The 12,643-nt window shown below is 68.5% G+C and carries 10 protein-coding genes; 2 read left to right on the top strand and 8 right to left on the bottom strand.

Annotated elements, in window-relative coordinates; genetic code table 11:
- Positions 1-35: 35 nt before the first annotated feature.
- Positions 36-860: a DUF932 domain-containing protein gene (locus tag FYM52_RS03770; protein WP_043371975.1), complete on the bottom strand. Its 825-nt coding sequence runs from the start codon at positions 858-860 to the stop codon at positions 36-38.
- Between the two features lie 776 nt (positions 861-1,636).
- On the bottom strand, positions 1,637-2,029 hold the full coding sequence (locus FYM52_RS03765) for a hypothetical protein (RefSeq protein WP_043371971.1): 393 nt from the start codon (positions 2,027-2,029) through the stop codon (positions 1,637-1,639).
- A gap of 408 nt (positions 2,030-2,437) precedes the next feature.
- Here FYM52_RS03765 and FYM52_RS03760 point away from each other — a divergent pair, with 408 nt between their 5' ends.
- Together FYM52_RS03760 and chrA are read left to right on the top strand one after the other, a co-directional pair.
- Positions 2,438-3,373 (top strand): chromate resistance protein ChrB domain-containing protein, encoded by a 936-nt coding sequence (locus FYM52_RS03760; RefSeq protein WP_043371969.1) that lies wholly within the window; start codon positions 2,438-2,440, stop codon positions 3,371-3,373.
- Positions 3,370-4,740 (top strand): chromate efflux transporter, encoded by a 1,371-nt coding sequence (gene chrA, locus FYM52_RS03755; protein ID WP_154163138.1) that lies wholly within the window; start codon positions 3,370-3,372, stop codon positions 4,738-4,740. Before FYM52_RS03760 ends, chrA begins: the two co-directional genes overlap by 4 nt.
- Before the next feature lie 93 nt (positions 4,741-4,833).
- Here chrA and FYM52_RS03750 read toward each other — a convergent pair whose 3' ends face one another.
- The 6 genes from FYM52_RS03750 to FYM52_RS03725 form a co-directional block, all read right to left on the bottom strand.
- Entirely contained in the window at positions 4,834-5,889 is a 1,056-nt protein-coding gene (locus tag FYM52_RS03750) for a DMT family transporter (protein ID WP_154163137.1), read from the bottom strand.
- Between the two features lie 25 nt (positions 5,890-5,914).
- On the bottom strand, positions 5,915-6,310 hold the full coding sequence (locus FYM52_RS03745; RefSeq protein ID WP_179954928.1) for a hypothetical protein: 396 nt from the start codon (positions 6,308-6,310) through the stop codon (positions 5,915-5,917).
- A 96-nt stretch (positions 6,311-6,406) separates the two neighbouring features.
- Positions 6,407-9,559 (bottom strand): efflux RND transporter permease subunit, encoded by a 3,153-nt coding sequence (locus FYM52_RS03740; RefSeq protein ID WP_154163136.1) that lies wholly within the window; start codon positions 9,557-9,559, stop codon positions 6,407-6,409.
- A 10-nt stretch (positions 9,560-9,569) separates the two neighbouring features.
- The gene (locus FYM52_RS03735; RefSeq protein WP_043371960.1) at positions 9,570-10,706 is read right to left on the bottom strand and encodes an efflux RND transporter periplasmic adaptor subunit; all 1,137 of its coding nucleotides are present in this window, start codon (positions 10,704-10,706) and stop codon (positions 9,570-9,572) included.
- Entirely contained in the window at positions 10,703-11,359 is a 657-nt protein-coding gene (locus FYM52_RS03730; protein WP_154163135.1) for a hypothetical protein, read from the bottom strand. Before FYM52_RS03730 ends, FYM52_RS03735 begins: the two co-directional genes overlap by 4 nt.
- The gene (locus FYM52_RS03725) at positions 11,356-12,627 is read right to left on the bottom strand and encodes a TolC family protein (protein ID WP_043371958.1); all 1,272 of its coding nucleotides are present in this window, start codon (positions 12,625-12,627) and stop codon (positions 11,356-11,358) included. The genes FYM52_RS03730 and FYM52_RS03725 overlap by 4 nt, the downstream gene beginning before the upstream one ends.
- Between the last annotated feature and the right edge of the window lie 16 nt (positions 12,628-12,643).

Genomic DNA, 12,643 nt, shown 5'->3' with positions numbered 1-12,643 from the left:
ATGGAGGGGAACCGCCCCTCCGGCGGGGGAACGGCTCAAGCCTTGAGCTGGCGCATGCCATCGGCCAGCAGCCACAGGGCGCGATTGAGGCGCACATCGGAATCAATGCCCTGCACGGGGCGGGTGCGCTGGCGGCGTCCGTTGGCGCTGCGGCCATGCAATCCGCCCTTGGTCAAGTTCTCCTGCGTGCGGTTGAACACGCTCCACAGGTCGGGACGGCGGTCGTCGAACCGGCGCGGTATCAAGATTTGCGATTCGGTGATGGGCGCGGGCTTGTCCGGGTCGTCGTACTTGAGGGAAAGCGCGGCGCGGGCGAACACTTCGGATTCGCCATCGTCCAAGGTGATGCCGCGCATCAGGTCGCGGGATTCCTTCACGCGCTCGAAGCCGCTCAACACCTCGAAAGCGCCTTCGATAACGGAACCGGCCACGTCGCCTTTGTGGGGTACGCGCACGTCCGCCACGGTGTCGCCGCAAACAAGGCCATTGCTGCACACGAAACGGAACATTCCGGCCAGCATCTGATAGCTGCTGGTGCCGTCGTGCGAGTTCAGCAGCACGATTTCGTTAGCCTCTGCGCCGTTGATCTGGCTGGCGTGGCGCAGGCGAATCATGTGTTTGGTGTGTTCGCGCTTGCCTTCATCGCGCACGCGGGTCTGCGTCACCATGAAGGGCTGAAACCCCTCCTTGCGCAGCTCGGTCAGCACGGCTGCGGTGGGGATGTAGCTGTACCGCTCGGAACGGCTTTCATGTGGCGCGTCCGCGAAGATGGACGGGGCCACCCTACGAATCTGGTCATCGGACAGCGGGTAGTCGCTGCGCAATGCTGGGGAGTGGGAAGCGAAACGGGTTGCAAGCATGTCTTTCTCCTGACTTGGCTGTTGAAGAAACCGCACACCGGATTCCTAGATTCGGAGCCCAGCCTTTCGGCTGTTCGGTGCGGTCGGCACGAAGAACCCGGTTGGCCCTGTTGCCACCGTCTTTCCTGAGTTCATCGCCCGCGACGGTCAGGAGCGCGCGGACGGGGGCCGTCAAGGAGACAAGCGCAGGGTGGGTGCGGCCCGCAGGCGCAGCCGAGGACACGGCCCTGCGCGCCTTGACGGCACACGGGCGCGGGCTACAGTCGCGGACAAGGTGATGAGGTCAGGGAAGACGGCTGGACATGGCAACGGCCCTCTACATGCCGACCGCACGGCAAGCGAAGCGCGCAGGCCCGAAGCTGGAAGCCGGGCCGGAGGCGTCAGCCGAGCGGAGCGAGGAAACGATGGAAGCCCCTCAGGGGGCGAGATGCCGCAGGCGGCTCGATGCGCTACGCGCACGACAGCGCGACCGGCCATCTCCCAGGTGGCCGGGGACGCCCGGACTTCAAAGACGAAGGAACGACAGAATCAGGACGAGCACACGCAAGGCATCGTGGGCCTGATGCGGCTGCTGTCTGGCCGATCCGGCGCAGCCGGGTCGGCGGTGTTCAGGGGCGCCAAGCCTGCGCGGCGGGGATAGCCCGCAGGGCTTTCCCCTGGAGGCAAGCGAAGCGCGCAGCGCCTCGCCAGGGGCGCGAAGGCACCGGCACCAGGCGTAGCAGAAAAAAAGTGCGTCGCTCCCGAAGGAATGACGCACCGAAGGCAGCACGGCGAGATCAGTTCGCCGCTGGCGCCGTCATTGACTGCAAGTGGTCGATCACGCCAGGCTCCACGAACACGCAGGCCTGCTCATCCGCGATCGGCACATTGAACACCTGGGCGAACACTGTGCGCCGCAGATGGGCCAGCCGCCCCGTCCGGTACGCCTGCTCGGGCTTCATGCGCCCGTCGGCCTGCGAGCCGCTGCGCTGCGGATCACATTCGACCAATGCGACAAAGCCGTCATCGGCCAGCTTCTGGTGCTCGGGACACAGCCCCCAGCCCGTCTTCGTGTGATGCTCCATGCTCGCGCGCAGGCGGCGGTCCAACAGGATGCTGCCCGTCTCGAAGGCCGCGCCGCAGACCAGGCAAATGTGCTGTTCGATGGAAACGTGTGATTTGTCGCTCATGATGAACTCCGGTTACTCGGGCGGAATTGCCCGGAACCGTCGCCAGCACGGCGCAGAGCAAGCGGTCAAAGATCGAAGACGGCCACCAGGCCGCAAGCGTGCAAGCACGCGCAGTCATTGACGGCGAGAGCGCCGTGATACGGTGAAGGGAACAGCAAGACCGCCCACACCCCGCCCCCTACACATGCCTGCCTTTGGCAAGCGAAGCGCGCAGGCCCGAGAGGGCCGGAGGCGTCAGGGATCAAAGCCGAATGGCCGCGACTCGGAACGAGGCGCGGGGCGCAGCCCGCGAGCCCGACGGCGGTACGCCGAGACGCCATCAACGGTTTGCCGTGCCCCAGCCATCACTCAGCTACACCAAAAATTTAGAGATAAATATTTCAATATCTGTAGCGTATGATTCATTGGATGTGGTCCATCCTGATCGTCACGCTCCCCACCCAGCCCAACGCCGTGCGCCTGCGCATCTGGCGCGCCCTCAAGGCGCTGGGCTGCGCCGCCCTGCGCGATGGCGCCTACCTGCTGCCCGATAAACACGCGGCGGCGCTGGAGTCCCTGGCCACCGAGGTCCGGGAGCACGGCGGCACGGCCTCTGTCCTGATCCTGTCGCCGCGCGACGAGGCGCAACGCGCCGAGGTGCTGGCCCAGTTCGACCGGACCGAGGCCTACGCGCAATGGCGCGACACTGCCACAGCGCTCCAGGCCGAACTCGAGAAGCTGGGCGAAACCGAGACACGGCGCCGCCTGCGCGGCGTGGCGGATGCCCTGCAGACGCTGCGACGCATCGACTACTACCCCGGCCCCGCCGCGCAGCAGGCCGACTCGGACCTCCTGGCGCTGCGGCGCGCTTTCGACAACCATTTCTCCAAGGGCGAGCCACAGCCGCGCGCCGACGATGGCATCGAGCGGCTCGACCCCGCCAAGTTCAAAGGCAAGGCCTGGGCGACCCGGGCAAGGCCCTGGGTGGACCGGCTGGCCTGCGCCTGGCTGGTCCGGCGCTTCATCGATCCCAAGGCCAAGTTCACCTGGCTGAGCGATGCCAGGAAGGCGCCGCGCGGCGTCATCGGCTTCGACTACGACGGCGCCCGCTTCACCCACGTCGGCGCACGCGTGACCTTCGAGGTGATGGCCGCGAGCTTCGGCCTGGACGCTGATCCGAAGCTGCAGCGCATCGCCGGGGCCGTGCATTACCTCGACGTCGGCGGCATTCCCGTGGCCGAAGCGGCTGGGCTGGAAGCCGTGCTCGACGGCCTGCGCGAAGTGCATGCCGACGACGATCGACTGGTCCTCGCCGCATCCGCGGTCTTCGATGCGCTCTACGCGGCGCCGGGAGCCTCTTCATGAGTGCCGTTCTCCAACGCCCGCAGCAGCAAGATGCAGCGCCCGCGCCCGTGAGTTTTCGGGAGGCCTTCTGGTTCTGGCTCAAGCTCGGCTTCATCAGCTTCGGCGGGCCGGCCGGGCAGATCGCGATCATGCACACCGAACTGGTGGAGCAGCGGCGCTGGATCAGCGAGAAGCGCTTCCTGCATGCGCTGAACTACTGCATGCTGCTGCCCGGCCCGGAGGCGCAGCAGCTCGCCACCTACATCGGCTGGCTGATGCACCGCACCTGGGGCGGCATCGTGGCCGGCGCACTGTTCGTGCTGCCCTCGCTGTTCATCCTGATCGCGCTGTCGTGGATCTACCTGCGCTTTGGCGACGTGCCGGTGGTGGCGGGCATCTTCTACGGCATCAAGCCGGCCGTCACGGCGCTGGTGCTGCATGCCGCGCACCGCATCGGCAGCCGGGCGCTCAAGAACGGCTGGATGTGGGGCATCGCGGCGCTGGCCTTCGTTGCGATCTTCGCTTTCGGCACACCCTTCCCGGCAATCGTCCTGGCCGCCGCGTTGATCGGCTACTTCGGTGCCCGTTGGGCGCCGGGCGTGTTCGCACTCGGCGGCGGCCATGGCGGTGCCCAGCAAGGCTATGGCCCGGCCCTGATCGACGACGACACGCCGACGCCGGCGCACGCGCGCTTCTCGCGCAGCCACCTGGCCAAGGTTCTCGCCGCCGGGTTGGGGCTGTGGGCGCTCGCGATGGGTACGCTCGTCGCGGTACAGGGGCTGCAGGGCACGCTGACCCAGATGGGCTGGTTCTTCACCAAGGCCGCACTGATGACCTTCGGCGGCGCCTACGCGGTGCTGCCCTACGTGTACCAGGGCGCGGTGGAGCATCACCAGTGGCTCTCGGGCGCGCAGATGATCGACGGTCTGGCCTTGGGCGAGACCACCCCGGGGCCGCTGATCATGGTGGTGGCCTTCGTCGGCTTCGTCGGCGGCTGGCTCAAGCAGGTGCTTGGCCCCGATGCGCTGTTTCTCGGCGGCGCACTGGCCGCTGCCGTGGTGACCTTCTTCACCTTCCTGCCGTCCTTCGTCTTCATCCTGGCGGGCGGCCCGGCCATCGAGGCCACGCACGGCAAACTCGGCTTCACCGCACCGCTGTCGGCGATCACGGCGGCCGTCGTGGGCGTGATCCTCAACCTGGCGTTGTTCTTCGCGTACCACGTGTTGTGGCCTCAGGGCTTCAGCGGCGCATTCGACTGGCTTTCGGCCCTGATCGCACTGGGCGCCGCGGTGGCCCTGTTCCGTTTCAAGCTGGGCGTGATGCCACTGCTGGGTGCGTGCGCAGTGATCGGCCTCGCGGCCACCTTGGCGCGTCTGCTGGTAGCTTGAGCCCTATGTGGCGGCCAAACGGGCGCTTGAGCGTGCACCGAGACATGCTTTCGCATTTCGATCCAGCCCGTTCAAGGTCATTCTGAGCAAATGTCAGTGCTCGTGTCGATGGTGCGCATCCGGCACATGCGGGTGCACATGCACCATCGGCTCGTGTACGTGGGCATGGCTGTGCGTGCCTACAGGCATGGGATCGTGCGCGTGGTCATGGTGGCCGTCGCCGTGGCTGTGTGCGTGCTCGTGTTCCAGCCGCTCATGTGCATGCTCGTGTCCGTGCGACTCCGCCAGGTGCAGCACTACCCCCAGCACCATCAGCAGGCCCCCCACCGCCATGATCCACGTGCCGCTGCGGTCTCCCAGGGCCATGGCGATCGCGGCGCCGATGAAGGGTGCAAACGCAAACACCGACCCCGTGCGCGCCGCGCCGAAGGCCCGCTGGGCCAGCAGGTAAAAGCGCAGGCTCAGGCCGTAGCCCGTGGCACCCACGGCCATCAGGCCCAGGGCCGCGCCCAGCGTCGGCAACGGATCCCCCGCCAAAACGGCCAGTAGGGCCGTGGCCGAAGTCCCCAGGACGGCCTTGCCCAGCACCACCTGGCCGGGATCACGCTCGGCCAGCGCGCGCGACAAGGTGTTGTCCGTGCCCCAGGCCATCGTGGCGACGAGCACGGCGAGCAACCCCCAAAGCTGGCTGCCGCCCTCGCGCCCCTGATCGAGCACCAGGGCCAGGCCTCCGGCCAGCAGCAGGAGCATGGCGGCCCAGACACGCCGGTCCATGGTCTCGCCATACAGCAGCCGTGCCAGCAACGCGGTGAACAGGGCTTCGAGGGTCAGCATCAGCGAAGCGCCTGTGCCGCTGGTGTGCTGCAAACCCCAGGCCAGCGCGACCGGCCCCAGGACCGCCCCAAAGGCGGCCATGGCCAGCAGGCGCGGAAAGTCGCCGCGCACCAGCCGCGCTTCCTTGTCCACCCGCTGACGCGAGAGCAGGCCAACGATGGCTGCGCCTGCGTAAAGCAGCGCCGCCGTCGAGAACGCACCCACGCCCGCGCCGATGCGCTGCACCAGCGGCGTACTGATGCCAAACAGGGCTGCGGCCAGCAAGGCCAACAGGCCGCCCCGCAGGGCGGGCCAAGGCATGGAAGCGTGTTTCATGGTGCGCCAGCGTACCCTTGGTGCGTTACTTGACCGTAAAGCGAACGGTCACGGTCTTCTTGTCGGCGGTCTGCAACGCAGCCACAGCCTTGGCACCCTTGCCCAGCTTCACGCCCTTGGCCTCCAGCTTGTTGCCACCGGCGGGTTTGAGGTCGGCCTCGGACTTGTCCGCACCATTGAGCACGGTCAGCTTGCCACTCACGCCGGCGGTGTCGTAGTCCTTGCCGTGGTCGATGACATACAGCGTCGCGCCATCGGCGGCGGCCACCAGCTCGAACGACAGGTCGCTGGCGGTTCGCACGATGCCGCCATGCTGTGGCTTGGCATCGCCATGCGCGAAGACAGTGGGAGCAGCCAGCAGAGAAGCCGCGCACAAGGCAGAAGCCGCCAGCAGGCGCAGGGAGGCAGGTTTGAAGTTCATCGGATCATCCTTTCAGGGTGCAGCGCGCTTGCAAAAAAGGCGGCGCCGCAAAGCCTTGTCGAAACAGCATTCAGGCGGGGTGTGCGTCACCCCGCATCAGTACGCCTCCTGCGGCACTGGCACCTGGCCTGCGGCCTCCGGCTCCGCCTGCAGCAGCCGCTCGGTGGGCTTGCGACCCAGCAGCCAATACAGCACGGGCGTGAGCAACGTATCCAGCACGGTCGAGCTGACCAGCCCACCGAAGATCACCACCGCCACCGGGTGCAGGATTTCCTTGCCGGGCGCATCGGCGGCCAGCAGCAGCGGCGTCAGCGCAAAGGCGGCCACCAAGGCCGTCATCAGCACCGGCGTCAGCCGCTCCAGCGAGCCGCGCACGATCATCGGCATGCCAAAGGTCTCCCCCTCGAACTTGCACAGATTGATGTAGTGGCTGATCTTCAGGATGCCGTTGCGCGTGGCGATGCCCGCCAGGGTGATGAAGCCCACCATCGAGGCCACAGACAGGCTCACGCCCGCGATCCACATCGCCACCACGCTGCCGATCAGCGCCAACGGGATGTTGGCCATCACGATGCCGGCCAGCACCGCCGAGCGGTAGCGCGCGTACAGCACCAGGAAGATCATCGCCAGCGAGACCAGCGACAACGCGCCGATCAACTGCGCCGCCTGCTCCTGGGCCTGGAACTGGCCCTCCAGGCTGATGAAGTAGCCCAGCGGCAACGGTGTCTCGCCGATGGCCTGGCGGATCTGCGCGACGATGGCGCTCATGTCGCGGCCATCGGTGTTGGCATAGACCACGATGCGCCGGCGTCCGTTCTCGCGGCCGATCTGGTTGGGGCCGTCTTCTTCCGCCACCGTGGCGAAGGCAGAGACCGGCAGACGCCCGGCTGGCGTGTCGATCAGCGTGGCGGCCAGGTCCTGCGGGCTGCGCCGCTGGTCGGGCAGCCGCAGCACCAGGTCGTAGCGGCGCGGGCCGTCCACGATCTCGGCGCTGTGCGCACCGTCGGTCAGCGCTTTCAGCAGCCGCACCGCCTCGCCAGGCGCCAGGCCCGTCTGCGCCAGCTTGCGCGGGTCGATGCGCACGGTGATCTGCGGGATCAGCACCTGCTTTTCTACCGTGAGGTCCACCAGGCCCGGAATGCCGGCCAGGCGGCCGCGCAACTGCTCGGCCAGCCCCCGCAGCGCATCCGTGTCATCGCCGAAGACCTTGAGCGCGATCTGCGCCCGCACGCCCGAGAGCAAATGATCCAGGCGGTGCGAGATCGGCTGGCCGATGGTGGCCTGCGCGGGCAGCAGGGCCAGGCGTTCGCGGATGTGGGCCATGATGGCCTCGCGGCTGCGCGCCGAGGGCTTGAGGTCCACGTCGATCTCGGCCGCATGCACGCCCTCGGCATGCTCGTCCAGCTCGGCGCGGCCGGTGCGCCGGCCCACCTGCCGCACTTCGGGCACCTCGGCGATCAGCCGCTCGGCCTCGGCGCCGATGCGGTTGGCCTGTTCCAGCGAGGTGCCCGGAGAGAGCACGAGCCCGAGAACCAGCGAACCCTCGTTGAACGCGGGCAGGAAAGCGCGCGGGAAGAACGGCACGCTGGCCCCAGCCAGCAGCACCGCCACGGCAGCGCAAGCCACCAGCGCCCTCGCCCGTGGGAAAGACCAAGCCAGCACCCTCGTATCCAGTCGCTTGAGCCACGCGACCAGCGGGCTGTCGCCGTGGTCGATGCGTTTCATGCGCGGCAGCAGGTAGTAGGCCAGTACCGGCGTCACCGTCATCGACACCAGCATGGAGGCCAGGATGGAGACGATGTAGGCCACGCCCAGCGGCGCGAACAAGCGCCCCTCGATGCCCGGCAGCGCGAACAGCGGCACAAACACCAGCACCACGACCAGCGTGGCGTAAACGATGCCCGAGCGCACCTCCACGCTGGCGCGGCGCACCACCTCCAGCACCGACAGCGGATCGTCCGCCGCGCGGTTTTGCTTGAGGCGGCGCAGGATGTTCTCCACGTCCACCACGGCGTCGTCCACCAGTTCGCCGATGGCGATGGCCAGCCCGCCCAGCGTCATCACGTTGATCGACAGGCCAAAGGCGCGGAAGGCCAGCGCCGCCACCGCCAGCGACAGCGGGATGGCCAGCAGCGAGATCAGCGTGGTGCGCGCCGACAGCAGGAAAGCGAACAGGATGACCGCGACCATCACAGCGCCGTCGCGCAGCGCCTCGCCCACGTTGCCCACCGAGGCCCGGATGAAGTCGGCTTGGCGGAATAGCACCTGCGGCTGGGCCAGGCCTTTGGGCAGGCCGGGCACCAGCTCCTGCAGCGCCGCCTCCACGGCAGCGGTGAGCTTCACGGTGTCGGCGCCGGGCTGCTTCTGCACGCTGGCGATCACGGCGGGGCCGCCGTTGTAGCCGCCATCGCCGCGCTTGAGGCCCGGCGCGAAGCCGACCTGTGCCACCTGCTCCAGCAGCACGGGGCGGCCGTCCTTCCAGGCGACGGCCACGCCGGCCAGGTCACCGCCCAGCGCATCACGGTCGGCCGTGCGGCCGACGTGGCGGATCAGGTACTCGCGCCCGTTCAGGTCGATGAAGCCGCCACCCGCATTGGAGGCATAACCCTTCATGGCCTGCTCCACCTGGTTGAGCGAGACGCCGAACTGCGCCATGCGCGCCGTGTCCGGTGCGACGCGCAGCGTGCGCACGTCACCGCCGATCGGAATCACCTGCGACACACCGGGAATGGACAGCAGGCGCGGGCGCAGCACGAAGTCCGCGTACTCGCGCGCCTGCATGGGCGAAGCGCCGTCCTGGGCCTGCGCGGTGATCGGCAGCGCGATCAGCATGATCTCGCCCATGATCGAGGACACGGGTCCCATCGACGGCTCGATGCCGGCGGGCAACTGCGCGCGCGCCAGCGCCAGGCGCTCGGCGACGAGCTGACGGTTGCGGTAGATGTCGGTGCCCCAGTCGAACTCGGCATAGACGATGGACAGGCCCACGCCGGACATCGAGCGCACGCGGGTGACGCCCGGCATGCCGTTGAGCGCGGTCTCCAGCGGGAAGGTGACGAGCTGCTCCACCTCCTGCGGCGCCATGCCGCCGGCCTCCGTCAGCACGGTGACCAGGGGCTTGTCCAGGTTGGGGAACACGTCCACGGGGGTGCGCCAAGCGCTGACGGCGCCCCACACCAGCAGAAAAGCCGCGACGGCGAGCACGAACAGGCGATTGCGCAGGCTGCTGCGCACGATCCAGTTGAACATGGCGTGCTCCTCAGCGGATCTGCGCCAGCAGCGCGGTGCCTTCGACCACGACGCGGTTGTCCGCGCCCAGCCCTTGCACCACGACCACCGTGGCCGCGTCCAGCGTGCGCACGCGCACCGGCTGCGGGATGTAGCGCTCCGCGCCCGACTTGATCCACACCACCTGCTCGTTGGCGGCATTGCGCACCACGGCCTGAGCGGGCAGCGTGAAGCCTTCGATGCGCTCGGCAAGCTGGGCAATCAGCGTCACGGGCTGGCCCACCGCGAGCGGCAGGGCTTGCCCTGCGCCAGCGGCTTGCAGGCGGAAGTTGACCGGCATCACGCCGTCGCGCAGCGCGCCACCCGCACCCACCAGTTGCAGGCGTGCGCCGGGCGCCTCGCGCAGCGAAGCGCCGGCCATGCGGGCCGGCAGCGCCGCGTCCGCGGTCGAGGCCTCGACCATCAGCCGGGAGGGATCGACAATCTCGAACAACAGTTCGCGGTCATCGGCCACCTGGCCGGCCACCGCCTGCGCACGGGCGATCACGCCCGAGACCGGGGCCACCAGTGCTTCGCGTGCGCCCAGGCTGGCGCCAATGCTTTTTTCTCGTGCGGACAGGCTTTGCAACTCGGCTTTCGCGGCCTCGATGTCCTTGCGCGGCACCGTGCCTTCCAGCGACTGCAGGCGTTCAACGCGCTGGGCGGCAAGCTGGCGGCTGCTGCGCAGTTCGGCCAGTTGCGCTTCCTGGTTTGCCTGGGCATAGGGTTCGGCATGGTGGCGAACATAGGCCAGCACCTCGCCTTTTCGCACTGCCTGTCCGGCGACGGGCAGGCCATGTGGGCCGGCCTCGACGCGGCCGCCATGCACCGCCTGCACGCGACCACCGGCATTCGGGTCCATCACCACGCGGCCCGCCAGCTCCACCGTGGCCTGTGCCTGCGAAGCGGCCACGATCTGCGTACGGATGCCCATGCGCCGCTGCGCGAGCATCGGCACGTTGACGCTGCCGTCGGGCAGGCGCATCAGCCCGTTGACATTCACAGCCTGCGGCGCATCGAGGTGTTCGCCGTTGGGGCCATGCGCGCCAGGGGCCGACCAGGCATTCCCAGCCGCCAGCATGTGGATGGCCGTCACAAGAATCGACACAGAAATCAGACGGGTGTTCATTGGGCGCCTCCTTGGGCTTTGCGGGAACGGCGGGTCCTCCAGGCGCTGGCCGCTGCCAACAACAGCATCACGAGCACGACCCAAACCACGTTGGGGATGCCGTGCCCGTCGCTGTGTCCAGCGCCATCGTGTGCATGTCCGTGGTCATCGCCACTGGCCGTGGTTGCCGGGCCTGTTTGCAGCGTCCCTTCCAGCAGGTCCGACTCCTCGCCGGCCAGGATCGTGACCACCAGCGGATGCGACCCCGGGGCCTTCAGCGCCTTGAGGAAAGCCGGGTCATCGACGGCGTAGTCGCCCATGTCCTCGTGGAACTTGGCGGTCGCCTTCGCCGTGCCGGATTCAACCTCGACCTGGGCTTTGAGCACCGGCTCGTTGGTCTCGAAGCGGTTGATGAGCATCGACAGCTCATCGCCCCGGAGGTGGGCGACCAGCTCGAAACTCTCGGAGCGGGCCTCCATGCGCGGCGCGGTGCTGGCGCTGCCTGCCGCCGCCGTGGGAGTGTCCAGGTGTTCGCCATTGGGGCCATGGGCGCCGGGCGCAGCCCAGGTACCCGCGCTGGAAAGAATCAGCAGGAAGGCCACCGCGGCGCCGGACAGCCATTGCTGCCAGCCACCGGACCACGAGCCACGTCGGGAAAGGGATAGGGAATTCATGGAAGGAGTCCGAGGGTTTGTTGCAGTTGGGCCTGGCTCAGGCCCAGCGCCGCTTGTTGGCGGGCCAGGGCGGCATCCGCCTGTGCGGCGGCATTGGCTGCGCGCAGCAGCTCGGGCAGCGGTGTTTCTCCAGCCTGGAACGATTTGTCGATGAGCTGGGTGCGCTCGCGCAGCAGCGCGGCGCGGTCGCGGGCGTCTTCGAGTTGGCGGGCAGCGTTGCGCATGGCCGAGCGGGCCAGGCCGAGGTCGGCTTCCTGGCGCTCGCGCAGTCGCAGTTCGGTGGTTTCAGCGACATCCAGTTCGCCCAGGGCAGCGGCTTGCAGCGGCGCATTGCGGCCATCGGTGCCAAAGGGGATGCGCACGCCAATGCCGATGCTGCGCTGAGTCGTCTGGCCGGTGCCCGGCGATTCTTCACGGTAGCGCAGCAGCAGCTCGGGCGGATCACGCCGGGATGTGTTGACCACGCCCACCCGCTTGCGCGCCCGTTCCACGGCCTGCGCGGCCAGTCGCAGTTCGGGGTGCACGTCACTGGTCGCAACGTCGAGTCCCGCCGATGGCGTGGATGGAGGTGCCATCTCCGGCATGGCCTCCAGGCCGGTCAGATTGCGCCACTGCGCCTGCGCACCCTGGCGCTTCTGGCGCACCTCGCCCGCCAGGGATTGGGCATCCAGCAGCTCGGCCCGCGCCGCCAGGGCATCGGCGCGCGCCAGGTCGCCGGCGCGGACACGGCGCTGCACGTCGTCGGACAGGCGCTGCAGGTATTGCACCTGGGCTTCGGCCGCATCGGCTTCGGCCTGGGCCGCCGACCAGCGCCAGGCCGCCTCGCGCACCAGGCCCGCCACCCGCAGGCGCGCGGCCTGGGTTTGCGCATCGGCAAGCTGGAGTTCGGCGCCAGCCGCAGCGGAACGTGCGTCGCGCTGACCAGGCAACCACAGCGGCAATGCGACGCCGATCTCGTTCTCGCGCCGCCCGACGTTGGTTTGCCAGCGGTCATTGCGGTGGTTGAGTTCGAGCGCCGGTGGCGCGGCCCAGAGGCTGGAGGCGGCGGTCTGCTCGGCCTGGGCGCGCCGGCCCTGGGCCTGAACTTCGCGTGCCTGCACGGCGCGCTGCCATGCGGCCTCCACGGCTTCGGCCAGGGTGACTCGGAGGTTGTCAGCCGGAGGGGCTGGGAGAGTTGGCGAAGGGGTTTGCGCGGCGGCGGGCAAGGCGCCCCCCACAGCCGCACAGCCTGCGATGGCGCAGGCCACGAACCAAGGAACGGGTTTCACGAAAGTCCTGACTCAT

It is taken from the genome of Comamonas sp. CAH-2 (assembly GCF_009668305.1).
GTDB lineage: Bacteria > Pseudomonadota > Gammaproteobacteria > Burkholderiales > Burkholderiaceae_C > Comamonas > Comamonas aquatica.
The sequence above is the reverse complement of the archived record's forward strand: the minus strand, read 5'-3'. Positions and strand labels throughout refer to the sequence as shown.